This window comes from Acidovorax facilis (assembly GCF_050626955.1).
Taxonomy (GTDB): Bacteria; Pseudomonadota; Gammaproteobacteria; order Burkholderiales; family Burkholderiaceae_C; genus Acidovorax; species Acidovorax facilis.
Map to the genome: position 1 here is coordinate 2,140,581 of NZ_CP192460.1, position 18,921 is coordinate 2,159,501.

The 18,921-nt window shown below is 64.9% G+C and carries 17 protein-coding genes and 2 riboswitches; of the genes, 12 read left to right on the top strand and 5 right to left on the bottom strand.

Annotation, left to right across the window (positions count from 1 at the left end):
* The first annotated feature begins 25 nt into the window (after nucleotides 1-25).
* The 6 genes from ACQ4MJ_RS09640 to ACQ4MJ_RS09665 all read left to right on the top strand — a co-directional run bounded on the left by ACQ4MJ_RS09640 (nucleotide 26) and on the right by ACQ4MJ_RS09665 (nucleotide 7,294).
* A complete protein-coding gene (locus ACQ4MJ_RS09640; RefSeq protein WP_431152859.1) occupies nucleotides 26-520 on the top strand; it encodes a TRAP transporter small permease in 495 nt (164 codons plus the stop codon).
* Nucleotides 517-1,794: a TRAP transporter large permease gene (locus tag ACQ4MJ_RS09645; RefSeq protein WP_055397398.1), complete on the top strand. Its 1,278-nt coding sequence runs from the start codon at nucleotides 517-519 to the stop codon at nucleotides 1,792-1,794. The genes ACQ4MJ_RS09640 and ACQ4MJ_RS09645 overlap by 4 nt, the downstream gene beginning before the upstream one ends.
* 13 nt (nucleotides 1,795-1,807) lie before the next feature.
* A riboswitch (glycine riboswitch) is annotated at nucleotides 1,808-1,891 on the top strand.
* Nucleotides 1,892-1,912: 21 nt separating this feature from the next.
* Nucleotides 1,913-2,039: riboswitch (glycine riboswitch) on the top strand.
* Between the two features lie 49 nt (nucleotides 2,040-2,088).
* Nucleotides 2,089-3,231, top strand: a complete 1,143-nt coding sequence (gene gcvT, locus ACQ4MJ_RS09650; protein ID WP_431152858.1) for a glycine cleavage system aminomethyltransferase GcvT — start codon at nucleotides 2,089-2,091, stop codon at nucleotides 3,229-3,231.
* Between the two features lie 84 nt (nucleotides 3,232-3,315).
* Complete coding sequence (gene gcvH, locus ACQ4MJ_RS09655) at nucleotides 3,316-3,690, top strand: glycine cleavage system protein GcvH (protein ID WP_431152857.1); 375 nt, start codon at nucleotides 3,316-3,318, stop codon at nucleotides 3,688-3,690.
* Nucleotides 3,691-3,767: 77 nt separating this feature from the next.
* Nucleotides 3,768-6,659, top strand: a complete 2,892-nt coding sequence (gene gcvP, locus ACQ4MJ_RS09660; protein ID WP_431152856.1) for an aminomethyl-transferring glycine dehydrogenase — start codon at nucleotides 3,768-3,770, stop codon at nucleotides 6,657-6,659.
* A 23-nt stretch (nucleotides 6,660-6,682) separates the two neighbouring features.
* A complete protein-coding gene (locus tag ACQ4MJ_RS09665) occupies nucleotides 6,683-7,294 on the top strand; it encodes a Crp/Fnr family transcriptional regulator (protein WP_431152855.1) in 612 nt (203 codons plus the stop codon).
* Between the two features lie 6 nt (nucleotides 7,295-7,300).
* On the opposite strand, the gene ACQ4MJ_RS09670 is transcribed toward ACQ4MJ_RS09665, so the two are convergent.
* Nucleotides 7,301-7,954: a c-type cytochrome gene (locus ACQ4MJ_RS09670; RefSeq protein ID WP_431152854.1), complete on the bottom strand. Its 654-nt coding sequence runs from the start codon at nucleotides 7,952-7,954 to the stop codon at nucleotides 7,301-7,303.
* The gene (soxC, locus tag ACQ4MJ_RS09675) at nucleotides 7,947-9,194 is read right to left on the bottom strand and encodes a sulfite dehydrogenase (protein WP_431152853.1); all 1,248 of its coding nucleotides are present in this window, start codon (nucleotides 9,192-9,194) and stop codon (nucleotides 7,947-7,949) included. The genes ACQ4MJ_RS09670 and soxC overlap by 8 nt, the downstream gene beginning before the upstream one ends.
* Nucleotides 9,195-9,426: 232 nt before the next feature.
* Here soxC and ACQ4MJ_RS09680 point away from each other — a divergent pair, with 232 nt between their 5' ends.
* The 4 genes from ACQ4MJ_RS09680 (at nucleotide 9,427) to ACQ4MJ_RS09695 (ending at nucleotide 13,568) form a co-directional block, all read left to right on the top strand.
* Entirely contained in the window at nucleotides 9,427-9,828 is a 402-nt protein-coding gene (locus ACQ4MJ_RS09680) for an FKBP-type peptidyl-prolyl cis-trans isomerase (RefSeq protein WP_369801340.1), read from the top strand.
* A 4-nt stretch (nucleotides 9,829-9,832) separates the two neighbouring features.
* Nucleotides 9,833-10,873 carry a MerR family transcriptional regulator gene (locus ACQ4MJ_RS09685; protein ID WP_228895058.1) on the top strand — a complete coding sequence of 347 codons (1,041 nt, stop codon included), beginning with the start codon at nucleotides 9,833-9,835 and terminating at the stop codon, nucleotides 10,871-10,873.
* A gap of 72 nt (nucleotides 10,874-10,945) precedes the next feature.
* Nucleotides 10,946-12,226 carry an acyltransferase family protein gene (locus tag ACQ4MJ_RS09690; RefSeq protein WP_431152852.1) on the top strand — a complete coding sequence of 427 codons (1,281 nt, stop codon included), beginning with the start codon at nucleotides 10,946-10,948 and terminating at the stop codon, nucleotides 12,224-12,226.
* Between the two features lies 1 nt (nucleotide 12,227).
* Nucleotides 12,228-13,568 (top strand): MFS transporter, encoded by a 1,341-nt coding sequence (locus tag ACQ4MJ_RS09695; protein WP_431152851.1) that lies wholly within the window; start codon nucleotides 12,228-12,230, stop codon nucleotides 13,566-13,568.
* A 63-nt stretch (nucleotides 13,569-13,631) separates the two neighbouring features.
* Here the strand turns inward: ACQ4MJ_RS09695 and ACQ4MJ_RS09700 are convergent, their stop codons facing one another.
* Entirely contained in the window at nucleotides 13,632-14,294 is a 663-nt protein-coding gene (locus ACQ4MJ_RS09700; RefSeq protein WP_055397419.1) for an NAD(P)H-dependent oxidoreductase, read from the bottom strand.
* Between the two features lie 305 nt (nucleotides 14,295-14,599).
* Between ACQ4MJ_RS09700 and ACQ4MJ_RS09705 the strand changes: the two genes are divergently transcribed.
* Together ACQ4MJ_RS09705 and ACQ4MJ_RS09710 are read left to right on the top strand one after the other, a co-directional pair.
* Complete coding sequence (locus ACQ4MJ_RS09705) at nucleotides 14,600-16,825, top strand: PAS domain-containing hybrid sensor histidine kinase/response regulator (RefSeq protein ID WP_121506583.1); 2,226 nt, start codon at nucleotides 14,600-14,602, stop codon at nucleotides 16,823-16,825.
* The gene (locus tag ACQ4MJ_RS09710; RefSeq protein WP_431152850.1) at nucleotides 16,812-17,498 is read left to right on the top strand and encodes an RluA family pseudouridine synthase; all 687 of its coding nucleotides are present in this window, start codon (nucleotides 16,812-16,814) and stop codon (nucleotides 17,496-17,498) included. The genes ACQ4MJ_RS09705 and ACQ4MJ_RS09710 overlap by 14 nt, the downstream gene beginning before the upstream one ends.
* Before the next feature lie 65 nt (nucleotides 17,499-17,563).
* On the opposite strand, the gene ACQ4MJ_RS09715 is transcribed toward ACQ4MJ_RS09710, so the two are convergent.
* Together ACQ4MJ_RS09715 and ACQ4MJ_RS09720 are read right to left on the bottom strand one after the other, a co-directional pair.
* Nucleotides 17,564-18,007 (bottom strand): DUF4902 domain-containing protein, encoded by a 444-nt coding sequence (locus ACQ4MJ_RS09715; protein WP_055397425.1) that lies wholly within the window; start codon nucleotides 18,005-18,007, stop codon nucleotides 17,564-17,566.
* A 58-nt stretch (nucleotides 18,008-18,065) separates the two neighbouring features.
* Nucleotides 18,066-18,779 (bottom strand): autoinducer binding domain-containing protein, encoded by a 714-nt coding sequence (locus ACQ4MJ_RS09720; protein WP_055397427.1) that lies wholly within the window; start codon nucleotides 18,777-18,779, stop codon nucleotides 18,066-18,068.
* Nucleotides 18,780-18,921 lie beyond the last annotated feature (142 nt).

Below are 18,921 nucleotides of genomic sequence, written 5' to 3' on the forward strand. Positions count from 1 at the left end.
CTGAACCCATGGCGTTGTCCGCCCCATGAAAAAAGCTTTTCTGATGTTTGAACGCGGGGCCACGTTTGCAGCGTTGCTCGGCGCGTGCGCCATGCTGGTCATTGCAGCATCGCTGGGCATGTTCCAGATCGTGACCCGCTTTGTGCTGGAGCAGCCCGCCGAGTGGACTGAAGTGCTGATCCGTTTCAGCCTGATCTGGATGGTGTTCCTGGCCATCCCAAGCGCGTTCCGCCAGGGCGCGATGGTCAGCGTGGATGTGCTGTACCGCTGGAGCCCCCCGCGCGTGCGCCGGGTGCTGGACTATGTCGTGGCAGTGGCGGCGCTGGCACTGATTGGCGTGATCGCGTGGTGGGGCTGGGACTATGCCCAACGCGGCGGCGTGCAGTCGATGGCGGGGCTCGAATCCGTCTCCATGTTCTGGGCCTACGTGGCCATGCCGGTGGGTGGCGTGTTCAGCGCCATTGGCATCGTCGGCAACCTGCTAGACCCTCAACGCCTTGAGCTGGAGACCGCGCAATGACGCCCGTCATGATCACCACCATGGTGCTGTGTTTTGCACTCACTGTGTCCGTGGCCGTTTCCATCGGCCTGGCCTCCATCCTGGGCATCCAGGTAGCCAATGCCAACATGCTGATCTCTGTGAAGGAGATGTTTGGCTCCATCAACAAATTTCCGCTGGCCGCCATTCCGTTCTTCATCCTCGCGGGCAACCTGATGGAAACGGGCGGCATATCCCGCCGCCTGGTGGAGTTTGCCAAGAGCATCGTGGGCGGCGTGCAGGGTGGCCTGCCCATGACCTGCGTGCTGACCTGCATGATCTTTGCGGCCGTGTCGGGCTCGTCGGTGGCCACCACATTTGCCATTGGCGCCATCCTGATCCCCGCGCTCATCAAGCATGGCTACCCCACGAGCTACGCCGCATCCCTGCAGGCCACCAGCGCCGAGCTGGGCGTGATCATCCCGCCCTCCATCCCCATGATCCTGTATGGCGTGAGCGCCGAAGTGTCGATTGGCGAGCTGTTCATCGCCGGCTTTGGCCCGGGGCTGCTGATCAGTGGCGCGCTGATGCTTTTTGTCTGGGCGTACTGCAAGTACAAGGGCTGGGGCAAGAACGACGGCGACGGCCGCATGCCTCTTGGCAAGGCCACGCTGCAGGCGGGCTGGGCGCTGCTGATGCCGGTGATCATCCTTGGCGGCATCTACGGTGGCGTATTCACTCCCACTGAAGCATCGGCCGTGGCGGTGTTCTACGCATTGATTGTGGGGGTGGTGATATACCGCGAGATCCGGCTCAAGGACCTGTTTGCCATCCTGCGCAAATCGGCCATCTCGTCTGCAGTGATCATGTTCATCATTGCCAATGCGGGCCTGTTCGCCTTCCTCATCACCCGCGCTGGCGTGCCGGATGCCATCGGCCGCTGGCTGGAGGCGGTGCTGCAATCCCCCACCCTCTTCCTGCTCGGGGTGAACGCGGCGTTGTTCGTGATCGGCATGTTCATCGAGACCAGTGCCGCCATCATCGTTCTGGCGCCTATCCTGGCTCCCGTGGCTATCCACTTTGGTGTGGACCCGGTGCACTTTGGCCTGATCATGGTAGTGAACTTGGCCATGGGCATGATCACGCCGCCGTTTGGCGTGAACCTGTTTGCAGCCTGCACCGTGGCGCGAATATCGCTTGACCGCATCGTCGGGCACCTGATTCCGTTTGTGCTTGTCATCATGGCCTGCCTGATGGTGGTGACCTATGTGCCGCAGTTGTCGCTGGGTTTGCGCGATCTGGTCTACGCAAAGTAGTTAGAATCCCCCGGTCAGGAGAGAGTGCCAAGCCCCACAGGCCACCGCACCGCCGAAGGCGCAGGCAGCAGCCGAACGCTCAGGCAAAAGGACTGACAACCGCCCGCAGTGATGTGGGCGTTCCCTTGCTGGAGAGAGATGGCCCACCGCACCGCGTGTTGAGGCCATCCACCGAAGGAGCAAACCGCACGGCCAGCCAGGGCGCTGCGGTGAATCTCTCAGGTAAAGCGGACAGCAGGGCAAATCCCGTGGCCACCTTGTGGCTGCGGCCCTCATTTGCCCCGGAGTTCCGCCATGTCAGCCACCGCCCCCCTGCTCACCACGCCCCTGAACGCCCTGCACATCGAGCTGGGCGCCCGCATGGTGCCGTTCGCCGGCTACTCCATGCCCGTGCAATACCCCGCTGGCCTGATGGCCGAACACCAGCACACGCGCAGCGCGGCGGGCTTGTTTGACGTCTCGCACATGGGCCAGCTCAAGCTGGTCGGCCCTGACGCCGCAGCGGCGTTTGAAACCCTGATGCCGGTGGACGTGATCGACCTGCCCGTGGGCAAACAGCGCTACGGGCTGCTGCTCACCGACGAAGGCACGGTCATCGACGACCTGATGTTTTTCAACCAAGGCGTGGTGGATGGCAAGCCCACGCTGTTCGTGATCGTGAACGGTGCCTGCAAGGTGGGCGACATTGCCCATATCCAGGCGCGCATCGGCCAGAGTTGCAATGTGATCCCCATGCCCGACCACGCGCTGCTGGCGCTGCAGGGCCCGCAGGCCGTCACAGCACTTGCGCGCCTGGCGCCCGGCGTGGAAAAGCTGGTTTTCATGACGGGCGGCGATTTTTCCATTGCGGGCTGCGACTGTTTTGTGACCCGCAGCGGCTACACGGGCGAAGACGGTTTTGAAATCTCGGTGCCCGCCGCGCAGGCCGACACCCTGGCCCGCGCACTGCTCGCGCAGCCTGAAGTCAAGCCCATCGGCCTGGGTGCGCGCAACTCGCTGCGGCTCGAAGCGGGCCTGTGCCTGTATGGCAACGACATCGACACCACCACCACGCCGCCTGAAGCCGCGCTGAACTGGGCCATCCAGAAGGTGCGTCGCACGGGCGGCGCCCGCGCAGGGGGTTTCCCCGGAGCAGACAAGGTGCTCGCGCAGATCGACAACCCCGCCAGCCTGCAGCGCAAGCGCGTTGGCCTCGTCGCGATGGAGCGTGTGCCCGTGCGCGAACACACCGAATTGCAGAGCGAAGACGGCCAGAAGATTGGCGAAGTGACCAGCGGCCTGCTAGGCCCCACGGTGAACGAACCCGTGGCCATGGGCTATGTCACACCCGCCTTCGCCGCCATCGGCACGCGGGTGAACGCCATCGTGCGCGGCAAGGCCGTGCCCATGGAAGTGCGTGCCATGCCCTTTACCCCCGCGCGCTACTACCGCGGCTGACCGTCTGAAACTGCGCCAGCCCGGCTACAGTCTTGGCTGGCATCGGCACTTTTGTTTGTTTTTCCCCTTTTTTCTGGAGCCCCCATGACCGTCAAGTTTTCCAAGGATCACGAGTGGATCGACATCTCCGACCACGAAGCCGCCACCGTGGGCATCACAGTACACGCCCAGGACGCGCTGGGCGATGTGGTGTTTGTGGACCTGCCCGAAGTCGGCAAGACCTTCAACCAGGGTGAAGTCGCCGGCGTGGTGGAGTCCGTCAAAGCCGCCGCCGACGTGTACATGCCCGTCACCGGCGAAATCGTCGAGGTGAACGAAGCCCTGCGCGCCGACCCCTCGCTGGCCAACAGCGACCCGCTGGGCGCTGGCTGGTTCTTCAAGGTCCACGTGACCGACATGATGCAATTCGACGCGCTCATGGACGAACCTGCGTACGCAGAGTTCGCCAAGAACGCCTGATCTCCGGATCTTTTGTTCCCCGAGGCCCGGCGCCCTGCCGGGCCAATGTGCCTCCTTGTTGTCCCACGCCGCCGCCGATGACCACCCTCGCCCCCCTGCCCACGCTCGCAGCGCTTGAAAACGCCACCGAATTCCTGCCACGCCACATCGGCATCGATGCGGCCGATGAAGCGCACATGCTGTCGGTGATTGGCGAGGCCTCGCGCCGCGCCCTCATCGACTCCATCGTGCCGCGCTCCATTGCACGCAGCAGCGCGATGGACCTGCCCCTGCCGATCACGGAAGCGGCGGCGCTGGCCGAACTCAAGGCGATGGCATCGAAGAACCAGGTCCTGAAGAGCTTCATCGGCCAGGGCTACTACGGCACCCACACACCGGGCGTCATCCTGCGCAACATCCTGGAGAACCCCGCCTGGTACACGGCCTACACGCCATACCAGGCCGAAATCTCGCAAGGCCGCATGGAGGCGCTGGTCAACTTCCAGACCATGGTCTGCGACCTGACCGGCATGCCGATTGCCAATGCGTCGATGCTGGACGAAGCCACGGCCGCCGCTGAGGCGATGACGCTGGCCAAGCGCTCCGTCAAGAGCAAAAGCAATGTGTTTGTGGTGGCCGGTGATGCCCACCCGCAAACCATCGAAGTGATCCAGACCCGTGCCAAGCCCCTCAATATCGAAGTGGTGCTGGCCAACTCCGCCGCCGAATGGGATGCAGCGCTGAACGGCGACTACTTCGCCGTGCTCGCCCAGTACCCTGCCACCAGCGGCCGCATTGATGACCTGCGCGCCGACGTGGAAAAGGCGCATGCCAAACAGGCGGCCTTCATCGCAGCGGCCGACCTCCTGGCCCTCACGCTGATCACCCCGCCCGGTGAATGGGGTGCCGACATCGTCGTGGGCACCACGCAGCGCTTCGGCATGCCCATGGGCGCGGGTGGCCCGCACGCTGCCTACATGGCCTGCCGCGACGAGTTCAAGCGCAGCCTGCCCGGCCGCCTGGTGGGCGTGAGCGTGGATACACATGGCAAGCCCGCCTACCGCCTGGCCCTGCAAACGCGCGAGCAGCACATCCGCCGCGAAAAGGCCACGTCCAACATCTGCACCGCGCAGGTGTTGCCCGCCGTGATCGCCAGCATGTACGCCGTGTACCATGGCCCCGATGGGCTCAAGCGCATTGCACAGCGTGTGGCCAGCTACACCGCCATTCTGGCCAAGGGGCTCACACAACTGGGCGCGCCGGTGCGCCCGCAGGCGTGTTTTGACACGCTGACGCTCAAAACCGATGGCGCTACTAAATCCATAGCTGCTCGCGCAGTACAGATGGGCGCCAACCTGCGAATTTATTTCGAAAACTACCTGTGCATCTCGTTGGACGAGACCACCACGCGCGCCGACATCGAGCTGCTGTGGAAAGTCTTTGCCCAGGACGGCCAGGCGTTGCCCACGTTCGATGCTTTTGAGAAAGGCGTGGAGTTGCTGATTCCGGCCGAGCTGCGCCGCACCAGCAGCTACCTCACGCACCCGGTGTTCAACACCCACCACTCCGAAACCGGCATGCTGCGCTACATCCGTCAGCTGTCTGACAAGGACCTGGCGTTGGACCGCAGCATGATCCCGCTGGGCAGCTGCACCATGAAGCTCAATGCCACGAGCGAGATGATCCCCATCACCTGGCCCGAATTCGCCAACGTGCACCCCTTCGCACCCGCTGACCAGTTGCAAGGCTACAAGGAGCTGGACGAACAACTGCGCGCCTGGCTGTGCCAGGCCACGGGCTACGCAGGCATCAGCCTGCAGCCCAACGCCGGATCGCAAGGCGAATACGCGGGCCTGCTGGCCATCAAGGCCTACCACGAGGCCCAGGGCGATAGCCACCGCAACATCTGCCTGATCCCCAGCAGCGCACACGGCACCAACCCCGCCAGCGCCCAGATGGTGGGCATGCAGGTGGTAGTGACCGCCTGCGATGCCAACGGCAACGTGGACATGGCCGACCTGCAGGCCAAGTGCGAACAGCACAGTGCCAACCTGGCCTGCATCATGATCACCTACCCGAGCACGCACGGCGTGTTCGAAACGCAGGTGAAGGAGCTGTGCGCCCTGGTGCACAGCCACGGCGGCCGGGTGTATGTGGACGGCGCCAACATGAACGCCCTGGTCGGCGTGGCCGCCCCTGGCGAGTTCGGCGGCGACGTGAGCCACCTGAATCTGCACAAGACCTTCTGCATTCCGCACGGCGGTGGCGGCCCCGGCGTGGGTCCCGTGTGTGTGGTGGCCGATCTGGTGCCCTACCTGCCTGGTCATGCCACGGCCGGTGTGGCCGGCGGCGTGGGTGCCGTGTCGGCAGCGCCTCTGGGCAATGCCGCCGTGCTGCCCATCAGCTGGATGTACTGCCGCATGATGGGCGCCGAAGGCCTGCAGGCCGCGACCGAAACCGCCATCCTCTCGGCCAACTACATCAGTGCACGCCTCAAGGATCACTACCCCACGCTGTACGCGAGTGCCAATGGCCACGTGGCGCACGAGTGCATCCTGGACCTGCGCGGCCTCAAGGACACCAGCGGCGTGATGGCTGAGGATGTCGCCAAGCGCCTGATCGACTACGGCTTCCACGCGCCCACGCTGAGCTTCCCCGTGCCCAACACGTTGATGGTGGAGCCCACCGAGAGCGAAACGCTGTTCGAGATCGACCGCTTCGTCGACGCGATGATTGCCATCCGCGAAGAGATCCGCCAGATCGAATCCGGCGTCTGGCCGCAGGACAACAACCCGCTGAAGAACGCACCCCACACGGCCGAGAGTCTGCTGGGCAGCGAATGGGCTCGCCCTTACGCCCGCGAAGCCGCCGCTTACCCGGTGGCCGCCCTGCGCCAGGCCAAGTACTGGTCTCCTGTTGGCCGCGTGGACAACGTATGGGGTGACCGCAATCTGAGCTGCAGCTGCATCCCGGTCTCTGACTACGCCTGAGACGCCTGAATTGCCTGAACGCAGTGACCTCGACCACCAGCGCCTGCACTGTCTGCCAGCCGCGTGCGCTGGACGCGCTGGTCCGGTCTGAACCTGCCCTGGCCGCTCTGTGGCAGGCCCTGCCCCGCCGTCAGTTCGGCGCAGGCACGCTGCTGCAGCCCGCGGGCGAGACCAGCACGCGCTGCTGGCAGGTGCGCAGCGGTGTGGTTCGGCTGTTCTACCTGAACGAACAAGGAACCGAACGCAACCGGTCGTTTCACGGCACCGGCAGCTGGGTGGCTGGCAACCTGCCGCCTCTGGCGCTGCCCAGTCCTTATGCCATCGAGGCCCTGGCACCCGTAGAGGCTGTGGAGCTGACCTATGCCACCTTGCAGCAGTGGCAACGCAGCTTTGCCCACATCGGCCCCTTGCTGGAAGAGGCCCTGGGCTATGTGTTTCAGCAGCACGCACAGCGCGAAGCCGAGTTGTTGAGCCACCCGCCCGAGGTGCGCTACCAATCTTTTCTCGCTACACACGGTGATTTGACGCCCCACCTGCCGCAGCACCATGTGGCCAGCTACCTGGGCATCTCGCCGGTATCGCTATCACGCATCCGGGCACGGCTGGGCTTGGTGGAAGCGTCACGCGGCGTTTGAGAATTTTCAGCGTTCCTGTGGCCACGCACTGACCGTGCGATCCCGCCCTGGCATCACCACCTGGGGCAATTTTTCCTTGTCCATGAGGGCGTCACCTGCCACCAGCCCGTTCAGATGCAGCAGGTGCGCGGTGATGCCGTACACCTCGTCATCGGTCAGGCTCTTGGGCGCGTGCATCGGCATGCCCCGACGCACATAGTCGAACACCGTCGTGGCATAAGGCCACATCGCGCCCACCGACAACACCTGCAGCGGGTACTTGCGCACGCGCAGGGGGCGCAGCGGGTCGCTCCAGCCGATAAAACCATCTGTGCCCACCAGCCGGGCGGCGGGCCCTTCGATTCCCTTTGCGCCGTGGCAGGCGGCGCAGTGCATGGCATACAGCCGCGCGCCCTGCTCCACGCTGCCCCGGCCGGGTGGCAGATTGCGGCCGTTGGGGAAGACGGTGATGGCATAGCGATCGATGTCGGCAGGCGACAGCGGCTGGCCTAAGCCGATGACAAGTGGCGGCGCAGCTGGTGCAGGAGCCGCAGCGGACGGCGCCTGGACCTCGCTGGCTCTGCCTGCACTCAGCAGTCCCACCACCATCGCCACGGCCACGCCCCGCCGCAGGGTGGCGCGTCCTGCGGGCAGCAATTGGCTGCACAGGTCTTCACGCATAGACGTTCTCCACGCGGCCATCGGCCTGCACGCGCCAGGCCTGCACCGCGTTGTAGTGGTTGAACGAGTGCATGGCATAGCGCCGCTTCCATTCACTGCGCAGTGGCTGTGTACGACCATGCTCGTCGGTGGCGCGGCTCATCAGGTCGGCCCTGCGGCCGTTCCACTGCCAGGGCAGCGTGAAGCGCGTAAAGGCCCGGTCCAGTACCGGGCCGTGCAGCTGCGCCGCAGCCCAGGTGCGACCTCCGTCCAAGGACACATCCACACGCGCTATGCGCCCCCGGCCCGACCAGGCCAGACCAGCGATTTCGCAAAACCCATGGGGCTCAGGCAAACGCTGCTGGCCGGAGGGGTGCGTGATCACCGACTTCACTTCCATGTGGAACGCGAAGCGCTCGATCCGTCCATCGGCCAACACTTGCGTGTACAGACCCGACTCGTCCTTGGTGTAGGCGGGCGCGTCGGTCACTTCGAGCCGGTGCAGCCATTTCACGTTGACGTTGCCCTCCCAGCCCGGCATGAACAGGCGCATGGGGTAGCCCTGCGAAGGCCGCAGCCGCTCTCCGTTCTGGTACAGCGCCACCATGCCGTGCTCCAGCAAGGCCTTCAGCGGCAGGCTGCGGCTGTGCGATCCACCGTCGGCGCCTTCGGCCACCACCCATTGGGCACTGTCCTTCACCCCCGCTTCGTTCAGTAGATAGGCCAGCGGCACGCCCGTCCACTCCGAACACGACACCTCGCCCGCAATCTCGCCCAGCGTCTGGTCCAGAGCCGTGGGCGATAGCGCGTTGGCGGCTGAGTTGCCCGCGCATTCCAGAAAATGCACGCGGCTGACCATGGGGTAGCGCAGCAGGCGTTCCAAGTCAAAGCGCAGCGGTTTGTGCACCAGCCCATGCACCTTCAGTGTGTGGCGCTCCGGCGCAATGTCGGGCACGCCGTTGTGGTGCACGGCAAAGTGCAGGCCGCTGGGGGTGATGATGCTGCGCTGGTGCTGCAACGGCGTGCGCCACACCGGAAAGCCTGCCGCAGTGGACAAGGTCCGCTCCACCTGCGCCTCCTGTGCTGCGGGCAGGCCGTACGGCAGATCGGCCCCACCGGGGCGGGTCATCGCATCGGGCAAGCGGGCGGCCAGTGGCCGTGGCTGCGCTGCCTGCGCCGCCGCCATACCCACGCCCCCCGTCGCAAGCCCCCCCAAAAAAGTCCTCCGAGCCAGTCCGCTGTGGCCGTTGAATGAACGCATCCGTCATCTCCGCAAAAACAAGCACTCGGCACCCATTGGCCGCAGCTGCAGTGTTGTCATCCGCATGCCGCTGCGCATTAACGTTGGTTAACGCGCCCACAGTGGATCGGCACCAGCCACGGCGCCACGCCCTTTACACTGGCGCGCCGCTTGCAGCCCAACCGTTGCTGACGAGCAAAATGGCGTTCTGACTTTTCCCCCTTTCTTTTTGTTTCAAGGACTCCCCGTGCGCATTTCTTCCGCCCTTGTGCTCATTGGCCTTCTGGCTGCCCCCTTTGCCTCTGCCCAGGCCGCAGGCCCCGTCACCACGGCCAGTGGCCTGGTTTATGAATCGCTCAAGGACGGCACCGGCGATTCGCCCAAGGCCACCGACACCGTCAAGGTGCACTACAAAGGCATGTTTCTGGACGGCAAGGAGTTCGACAGCTCCTACAAGCGCGGCGAGCCGACGTCGTTCCCGCTCAACGGCGTGATCCCCTGCTGGACCGAAGGCGTGCAACGCATGAAGCCGGGTGGCAAGGCCAAGCTGACCTGCCCGCCCTCCATCGCTTACGGCGCCCGGGGAGCCGGTGGCGTGATCCCACCCAATGCCACGCTCAACTTCGAGATCGAACTCATCTCCATCGGCCGCTGACCCCATGCTGCTCAAGGTCGGTGATCTCGCGCGGCGCACCGGCCTGACGGTGCGCACGCTGCACCACTATGACGAGATCGGGCTGCTCAAGCCTTCAGGCCGGTCCGAGGCGGGCTACCGCCTCTACAGCCAGGCCGATGTGCAGCGACTGCACGGCATCCAGACCATGCGCCAGATGGGCCTGGCGCTCAGCGACATCGGGGCGCTGCTGGCGGGAGACGGCATGGCCCCCGAACGCATCATCGGGCAGCAGATCCGCTCGCTGGACCAGCAAATCGCGCAGGCCACCGAACTGCGCGGACGCCTGACCATGCTGAGGGACGGCCTGATGGCCGGTGCCGAGCCAGACATGGGCAACTGGCTGGAGGCCCTGGCGCTGATGACGACCTATGGCAAGTATTTCAGCTCGGCCGAACTCAAGCACATCTTTCAGAACTGGAACCTCATTGAGGCTGACTGGCTGATCGTCAAAGACCTGGTGCGCAGCGCCATGGACCGCCAACTGGCACCCGACACACCCGAGGTGCAGGCGCTGGCCTACCGCTGGATGGCGCTCATGCTGCACTGGATGAAGGGCGATCTGGACCTGCTGGAGCGCTGGGGCCATATGTTCCGCACCGAACCCAGCACCCAGGGGCGCAACCATGCACCGCCGGGTGAAATGATCGAGTACATCGAAACGGCCATCAAGCTGCGCATGGCGCTGCTGGAAAAGTACCTGACCCGCAACGATCTGCGCACACTGGGCCATGTGCCCCATACCGACTGGGCAGCGCTGGAGCAGGACGTTCAACAGCTTCTGGCCCGCGCCCTTCCTCCCCACCACCCCGATGCGGTGGCTGCCGCTTTGCGCTGGAACGCACTGTTCGACACACTCACGCGGCGCAGCCCCGAGTTGCGCCAAAAGCTGCTCATGGCCTCCGCCAATGAACCGCTGCTGCAGGCAGGCTCGCCCCTGAGTGCTCCCGTGCGCACCTATCTGCAGGCAGCACTGGCCCACGCCATGCCACCACCTGCGGCCGCTGTGGTATCCCCACACCGCTGACAACAGCACCGCCCCAAAAAGTCAGAAAAGTGCTTGACCCTCACGCAACGTGAGGCTTCACAGTCGGTCCCTATGAATGGACCGACTCACACCCCAGAATCCGCCGCCCCGGGCCGAAAGCTGCATGCCCTGGACAATCTGCGCGCCGCCATGATGTGGCTGGGCATCGTGCTGCATGTTTCGGTCATTTACATGAGCCGGCCGTCTCCCCTGCCCTGGCACGACGATTTGTCCACGTCGGTGGCCGACTTGCTGGTGGCGGTGATCCATGCGTTCCGCATGCCCCTGTTTTTTATCCTGGCCGGTTTTTTTGTGTCGGCACTGGTGCAGCACCGAGGGCTGGCGGGCATGGTGCGCAACCGGCTGCGCCGCCTGGGCCTGCCTTTTGTGGTGTTCTGGCCGCCCTTGTTGGTGGTTAGCGCCCTGCTGGGCCTGTTGTTCCTGCACCGCATGGCCCATGGCACCTGGGGCGTGGACCGCAGCCTGCTGCCCCACGGCCCCAACGTACCCAAAGGCCCGCCGACCATGCACCTGTGGTTTCTGTGGATGCTGCTGTGGCTGGCCGTGTTCACGCCTGTGGTGTGGGCTGCAGCACGTGCGCTGCCCGGTGGCGTGCAGAAAGCCCTGGGGCGCTTCACCGCCTGGCTGGGCGGTTCGGCCCTGGGCGTTGTGGCGCTCACCCTTCCACTCGCCTGGATCGGCGCCCACTACGACCACGGAATCGTCACGCCCAGCGGTTCCTTTCTGCCTCCCTTGGCGGAATGGCTCCACAACGGGCTTTTCTACGGATTCGGGCTGTGCCTGTACACGCAGCGCAGGGACTTGATGGTGCGCTACGCAAGGCACTGGCCCGTGCTGGCGGGCCTGGGGCTCGTGTGCTTCCTGATCACTGCATTCTTGTCGGAAGTGCTGGCCCAGCCTGAGGCTTCGGCCTTTGCTCTGGTCCTGGTCACCGGTGCCTTCACCGAGATCCTGGCCGAGCCCGTCTCTGCCACCCGGCACCTGCAGTTCTGGATGGCACTGGCTTACAACGCCGCGTCCTGGTTGTGGAGCTTTGCGCTGATCGGGCTCTTTCTGCGCCACGTCGGACAGCCCCGTGCCTGGCTCGCCTATCTGGCCGACAGCTCGTACTGGGTGTACCTCGTGCACCTGCCGCTGACGATTGGTTTTGGCGCGCTGCTGTATGGGGTGCCGATTCCCGTCCTGGCCAAGATGGCTCTCAATGTGCTGGCCACCACGGCTCTGTGCCTGACCAGCTACCACCTGTGTGTGCGATTCACCGCCGTGAGCCAGTGGCTCAACGGGCGCCGGCACACCCGCAAATCTTTTGGAGACCCTGTTCATGCGACCTGAAATGCCCCATCACCCTACGCCCCCCCACCCAAAGAGCGCCCCCCAGGACCCGCGCGCCGCGCTGTTCAAGGACCCCAACTTTCGCTGGATGACGAGCGGCTCCTTCCTGTCCATGCTGGGCGACCAGTTCACGCTGATTGCACTGCCCTGGCTGGTGCTGCAGATGACGGGCGACACCCTGGTGCTGGGCACCGTGCTGGCCCTCATCAGCGTGCCGCGCGCACTGTTCATCCTGATCGGCGGAGCACTGGTAGACCGCCACTCGCCCAAACAGGTGCTGATGATCACCAAATACATCAACCTGGTGCTGCTGGCCGTGCTGGCGGGGCTGGTGCTTGCAGGCACCCTGACGCTGTGGATGGTGTATGCGCTGTCGCTGGGCATTGGCTTGGCCACGGCCTTCAGCATTCCTGCTGGCACGGCCATGATGCCGCACGTGGTGGCGCGCTCACAGTTGCAGGCCGCCAACGGCATCAGCCTGGGCCTGCGCCAGCTGACCATGTTCCTTGGGCCCCTCCTGGCAGGGCTGCTCATTGCGCTGTTTGGTGCGGGCGACGCAGTCAAAGAAGTCGCCAGTGCACCGGCTCATGCCAACGCCACCGGCATCGGCTTGGCCTTCACGCTGGATGCCCTGAGCTTTGCGGTGTCCGCCTGGACGCTGTCCAAGGTGCAGACCCATGCAGGCAACTCGGCCCCGGCTGCCGCACCCCAGGCGGTGCTGGCATCGGTGGCGCAGGGCCTGGTTCACTTCTGGCGCGATGGAGAACTGCGCACCTGTTTTCTCTACTGGAGCGCCATCGCCCTGTTCATCATGGGCCCCATCCACATCGCCATCCCCGTGCTGGCCAGCAGCACGCCAGCGCTGGGCGCGGCCGCGTTCGGCACCATGGTGGGCGCCCATGGCGCGGGCACGCTCCTGGGCATGGTGGTGTCGGGCATGTTGCCGAGGCTGCGTTTTGGCAGCCTGGGCATGACCATCCTGGCGTTCGACGCCATCATCGGTGTACTGTTCATGCCTCTGGGGCTGATCACGGCCGTGTGGCAGGGCGCAACGCTGATGCTGGTCATCGGCCTGCTCGGCGGCTTCATGCAGGTGAGCGTGTTCACCTGGATCCAGCAACGTGTGCCACCGGCCCTGATTGGCCGGGCGATGAGCCTGTTCATGTTCATCTTCATGGGCCTGGCCCCCATCTCCGCAGCCGTCACGGGCTGGGTGATGAAAAGCATCACGCTGACCCAGCTGTTTGCGGCCAGCGGAGGTACGCTGGTGCTGCTGGCCGCGCTGGCTTTTGTACTGACGCCCATGCGCCGCGTGACGGATGCAGCACCCGCCACACGCTGAGACTCCCCACGCAAAAAAGGCTGGACCACCGTCCAGCCTTTTTTGTGCCTTAGGAGGAGATCCTCAGACTTCAGTCACGAACTGCTCGCGGGGGCGGCGCACCTTCTTCAGGTTCACCAGCCAGTCGCCTTCATCGGCGCGGTAACCCAGCGGCAGGATCGACACGCTGCGCAGGCCACGTGCCCGAAGGCCCAGGATCTCATCGAGCGCGTTGGGGTCAAAGCCTTCCATGGGGGTGGAGTCCACCTCTTCAAACGCAGCGGCGATCAGTGCGGCACTCATGCCAATGTAGGCTTGGCGGGCTGCGTGCTGGAAGTTCACCTCGGCATCGCGCTGGGGGTAGCTGTTCAGCAGCATCTGGCGGTAGTTTTCCCAGCCTTCGTTCTTGAAGCCACGCTGGTCATTGGTCAGATCGAACATCATGTTGATGCGGTCGGCCGTGTAGTTGTCCCATGCAGCAAACACCAGCAGGTGCGAGCCGTCGGTGATCTGGGCCTGGTTCCAGGCGATGGGCTGGATCTTGGCGCGCACAGCGGGATCGGTCACCACGATGATTTCAAAGGGCTGCAGGCCACTGGAGGTGGGCGCCAGGCGCGCGGCTTCGAGAATGCGCTCCACCTTCTCCTGCGGAACCGCCTTGGTGGGGTTCATCTTCTTGGCGGCATAGCGCCATTGCAGTTTGTTCAGCAGGGGTTGGGCAAGGGAGGTGTCGTCGATGGGGTTCATGGCAAAAATTCCTGACAGGCAGTAGCGATCGGGTTGGATCTAAAAATGCGGGATGGTGGAACTGTAGGGATCCGAATCTCCTTCGGTAAGCCCCGTGAGAGAAAAGGATTGTTCGCAATTGATCAACAATCGCCCCTTGAAAGACGCGCTGAAGCCGTTCACCCCGGTCTCTGCGTGTACGAGCCCCCGGGGCCTGCAGGATCCGCAGGCTTGCGGGCGTACACTCGTGGCCATGCTTTCTGGCCCACAGCATTGCGCAGCGCGCGCACTTTCCTCGCGCCAAAACCCCTGGCCGCGCCCCTCCCATGAGTGAACCCGACCTGTCGTTTCTGGACCCTGCGGGGCGGCAGCCCGCTCCCACAGGTCACGCGCCCGGGACACCCACCCCGCGTGCCACGCCCCCCAGCACAGGAGCCGAGGGCCTGGTGGCTGAGCTGCGCGCCTACCAGGCAGAGCTGGAGAGCCAGAACAAGGTCCTGCGCTACAGCCAGACCGTGGCGGAAAGCGCCTACGAACGCTTCGAGACCCTGTTTGCCAGTGTGCCGCTGGCCCTCATGGTGGTGGACGAACACGACATGGTGGTGCAGGCCAACTCGATGGCGCACCGCTCATTCCAGCCCACCGAACGCGACCGCCCGCTCACGGCACTGATGCCCTTTGTGCGCCCGCAGGACGCCCGGCGCGTGCGCGAGGCCTTCGCGCTGGCGCAGGACCTGGGCCGCAGCGAGGTCAAGGAGGTCGTTTTTTCCATCAATGCAGATACGCCCATCACGGGCGACCTGCACATCGCGCACATTGAGGCCCCGCAAAGCAGTGGTCCCCCCCTGTCGCAGTTTCTGTGTGCAGTGATCGACCAAGGCCCACTGCTGGCCGAGCGCCAGGCGCTGCAGCACAGCGCCATTACTCTGCAGCAGCGCAACGAACAGATCCGCGCCAGTGAGAAGCGGCTGGAGGCCATCATCAACTCCGCGCTGGACGCCATCATTTGCGTGGACCAGCACCAGCGCATCACCGTGTTCAACCCTACGGCGGCAGCGCTGTTCCAGTGCAGTGCCAGCGACGCGCTGGGCAGCACCCTTGACCGCTTTTTGCCCGATGCGGCGCAGGCGCTGGCGTTTGCCCAGCTCACCACCCAGGCCCTGCTGGGCGAGATGACGGCGTTGACCGCCAGCGGCAAGGAACTGGCCGTGGAAGTGAGCGTGTCGTTCGAGCGCCATGCCGAGGGCGAAACCACCACCGTGTTCGCCCGCGACCTGACCGGGCGCAAAAAGGCCGAGGCGCACCGCAGCGAGCTGGAAGCCCAGCTGCGCGAGTCACACAAGATGCAGGCCGTGGGGACCATGGCGGGCGGCATTGCTCACGACTTCAACAACATCCTGGGCGCGATCCTGGGCAATGTCGAACTGGCCAAGGCCGACTGTGCAGCAGGTTCGCCCGTGCTGGAAAGCCTGATGGAGATCGACAAGGCCGGTCGGCGCGCGCGCGACCTGGTGCGCCAGATCCTCACTTTCAGCCGCAACGAGCCACCGCAGCGCTCCGCAGTGTCGTTGGCCGAAGTGGTGCACGACACCGAACGCCTGCTGCGCGTCACCCTGCCCCCCGCCATCGAGTTGCACATGCAGTTGCAGGCGGGCCTGCCCCCCGTGCTGGCCGATGCCACGCAGGTCGAGCAGGCCCTGCTCAACCTGTGCACCAATGCGGTCCACGCCATCCAGAGCCAAGGCACCGAGCGCGGCAGCATCCATGTGGAAGCCGCTGCCGTGCAGCCCGACCAGCGCCTGAGCGAACGGCTGGGCCTGGCCCCCGTGGACTACGTCGCCCTGACCGTGCGCGACAGTGGCCCCGGCATGGACGCTGCCACGCTGGAACGCATCTTCGAGCCCTTCTTCACCACCAAACCCGTGGGCCAGGGCACGGGCCTCGGCCTGGCGGTGGTGCACGGCGTGATGCGCACACATGAAGGCGGCGTGGACGTGCACAGTGCCCCCGGCCAGGGCAGCCGGTTCACGTTGTACTTTCCGGTCGCCCACAGCGCGGCGCAAAGCACCCTGGATGCGCAGCCCACTCAAGCGGTGCAGGCCGCACCAGCATCCTCCGCACCCTCGACGCCTCCCGCCACCGATACCCCCGGCAGCGCACCGCGCAAGAAGCACCACGTGATGTACGTGGACGATGACCAGGCCCTGGTGTTTCTGGTTCAGCGCCTGCTGCGCCGCCGGGGCTATGAGGTCAGCGGCTACACCGACCCGCATGAGGCCACGGCCGCGCTGCGCGCTGCCCCGCAGGCCTTTGACCTGCTGGTCACCGACTACAACATGCCCGGCTTCTGTGGAGTGGACCTCGTGCGCGAAGCCCGCCTTATCCGCCCCGACCTGCCCGTGGCCCTTGCCTCGGGCTACGTCACGGCCGAAATCGAACAGGCTGCGCTGGCCGAAGGCGCACAGGCATTGATCCACAAGCCCAACGACGTGGAAGAGCTTTGCGCCACCGTGCAGCGCCTGGTGGGCGGCGACAGCCATGCCGCAGGCTGAAACCAGCGCGCTGGCTGCGGACACTGCTGGCCTACCCGCCCCGGTGGCACTGCATGAAGATGCCGACCTGCTCGTGCTCTGCAAGCCCTCAGGCCTGCTGTGCGTACCAGGGCGCGGCCCCGACAAGCAAGACTGTCTGAGTGCCCGCGCTCAGCAGCACTGGCCCGGCGCACTCATCGTGCACCGGCTGGACCAGGCCACCTCAGGCCTGGTGCTCATGGCCCGGCATGCCGAGGCACAACGGCGCCTGAGCCTGGCGTTCGAACAGCGGCAGATTCACAAGCGCTACGTCGCAATCGTGCAAGGCCTGGTGGCCGAACCGCCCGGCTCCTGGGCAGACATCCATCTGCCCATCGCTGCCGACTGGGAGCGACGCCCCCTGCGCGTGATTGATGCAGAGCACGGCAAGCCCAGCCACACCCGCTGGCGCCCCCTGGACCACAACACGGCGGCAGGAACCACGCGGGTCGAGCTCGAACCCGTCACTGGCCGCACGCACCAACTGCGCGTGCATCTGGCCGCCCTGGGCCACCCGATCCTGGGAGACGCGCTGTACGCCAATGCCGCCACCCAGGCCCAGGCGCCACGCCTGCTGCTGCATGCCGGGGAACTGGCCTTGGCCCACCCCACCACCGGGCAGGCCATGCGGTGGGAGCTCGCAGCTGATTTTTGAAGTTATTTGCCACCCAGCGCTTGAAGGGTGTCATCTATAGCTATATTTTTAATAGCAAACCATACTCAATGACTGGGCAGCAGGGCCGTCACCGAATGGCTCAATTGCTCCTGCCAGGGCAAAGCGTCCACCACCGTGGACAGCAGTTCCAGGTTCTTATGCCACCCGGTGTCGTTGCCCGTGGAATACACCAGCATCACGTTGCTGCGGGGCTGGCCCAGCCGTGCCCAGGCAAAGGGCCGTTGCGCTGTCCAGAGACTGATGTGCCAGTCCCAGCCAATGGAAACCACGGGGCAGGACGCGCTCACCCATTCGGTATAGCCGCTGATGGTGGTTTCGCAGCCGCACACGGCGGTGCGCGGCACCACCAGGTCCAGGTCTACCGCCGACATCAGATGGTGGATGGGCAGGGACAGCAACTCGTCAATCGACAGGCGCAGCAGGCCATCCGGCGACACCTGCATGGCGTTCACGCCCGCTCCCCACAGGCCGCCCAGGTTGCGGCCCATCCCAGCTTGGTGCGGTCTGGCTGTGCGCAAGGGCCTACAGCGCCCCCGGGCCGCTGCATCAGCCCAGCAACCCCAGCATGGCGGCACGCACGGTGGCAGCCGTCTTGTTGGTGGTTTGCAGTTTGGTCACGGCATTCTTGACGTGGAAGTTCACGGTGTTTTCCGACACATCCAGCAGCGAGGAGATGTCGGCAGAGGTCTTGCCGTCGGCGGTCCATTTGAGCACCTCGATTTCTCTGGCCGTCAGATGCGGCTGCATCTCTTCGGCCTGGCGTGTCGTAAAGATGCGCGACAGGATCAGGTGCGCAATGTGCGCCAGCCAGCGCATCTTCATCTCGCTGTGGGCAATCTCGTCGGGTGTCAGGGCATCGGACGAACGCGCCAGCGTCAGCATGCCGCGCACCCCGCCCCCGTCAATGCACGATTGCGCCCATCCAAAGCGCAGGCCAAACGATCGCGCGTCCTCCCAGAAATCCTGGGCCGATGCAAACACGTCGTCCGACCAGACCAGCGGGGTCTGCTTGCGGCACCCATGCTGCACCGTGGGGTCCACCTGCACATAGCCCTGCTGCACATACCGCTCCTGCCAGGCCGGCGGGTAGTTGTTCAAGAAAATGGTCTTTGGGTTGGACAGGGGCATGGGTACCCGCAGGCCATAGGCGCAGTACTCAAACCCCAAAGCGTGCGCAGCAAGCTCGATTTTGCAAAAAACCTCTTGCTCAGACTGCGCGCGGTCCATCACCCCCAAAAGATCTTCTTGCCAGCTTGTCATAGGACTCCAACACCGAGCACCACCCCACAGAGACTGACCATCCGCATGCGAATTACGCACCATCAACCGCCGTTACGTTTTTCCACATTCTGGCGGCATTGAAGCCCTTTGGCGAGTTGATTTTGAGAGGGACGGGGTCAGG

Coding starts and splice junctions, on each gene's coding strand:
- ACQ4MJ_RS09640 (WP_431152859.1), top strand. CDS start 26: ATGAAAAAAGCTTTTCTGATGTTTGAACGCGGGGCCACGTTTGCAGCG.
- ACQ4MJ_RS09645 (WP_055397398.1), top strand. CDS start 517: ATGACGCCCGTCATGATCACCACCATGGTGCTGTGTTTTGCACTCACT.
- gcvT (WP_431152858.1), top strand. CDS start 2,089: ATGTCAGCCACCGCCCCCCTGCTCACCACGCCCCTGAACGCCCTGCAC.
- gcvH (WP_431152857.1), top strand. CDS start 3,316: ATGACCGTCAAGTTTTCCAAGGATCACGAGTGGATCGACATCTCCGAC.
- gcvP (WP_431152856.1), top strand. CDS start 3,768: ATGACCACCCTCGCCCCCCTGCCCACGCTCGCAGCGCTTGAAAACGCC.
- ACQ4MJ_RS09670 (WP_431152854.1), bottom strand. CDS start 7,954: ATGCGTGAAGACCTGTGCAGCCAATTGCTGCCCGCAGGACGCGCCACC.
- soxC (WP_431152853.1), bottom strand. CDS start 9,194: ATGCGTTCATTCAACGGCCACAGCGGACTGGCTCGGAGGACTTTTTTG.
- ACQ4MJ_RS09685 (WP_228895058.1), top strand. CDS start 9,833: ATGCTGCTCAAGGTCGGTGATCTCGCGCGGCGCACCGGCCTGACGGTG.
- ACQ4MJ_RS09690 (WP_431152852.1), top strand. CDS start 10,946: ATGAATGGACCGACTCACACCCCAGAATCCGCCGCCCCGGGCCGAAAG.
- ACQ4MJ_RS09695 (WP_431152851.1), top strand. CDS start 12,228: ATGCCCCATCACCCTACGCCCCCCCACCCAAAGAGCGCCCCCCAGGAC.
- ACQ4MJ_RS09700 (WP_055397419.1), bottom strand. CDS start 14,294: ATGAACCCCATCGACGACACCTCCCTTGCCCAACCCCTGCTGAACAAA.
- ACQ4MJ_RS09705 (WP_121506583.1), top strand. CDS start 14,600: ATGAGTGAACCCGACCTGTCGTTTCTGGACCCTGCGGGGCGGCAGCCC.
- ACQ4MJ_RS09710 (WP_431152850.1), top strand. CDS start 16,812: ATGCCGCAGGCTGAAACCAGCGCGCTGGCTGCGGACACTGCTGGCCTA.
- ACQ4MJ_RS09715 (WP_055397425.1), bottom strand. CDS start 18,007: ATGGGCCGCAACCTGGGCGGCCTGTGGGGAGCGGGCGTGAACGCCATG.
- ACQ4MJ_RS09720 (WP_055397427.1), bottom strand. CDS start 18,779: ATGACAAGCTGGCAAGAAGATCTTTTGGGGGTGATGGACCGCGCGCAG.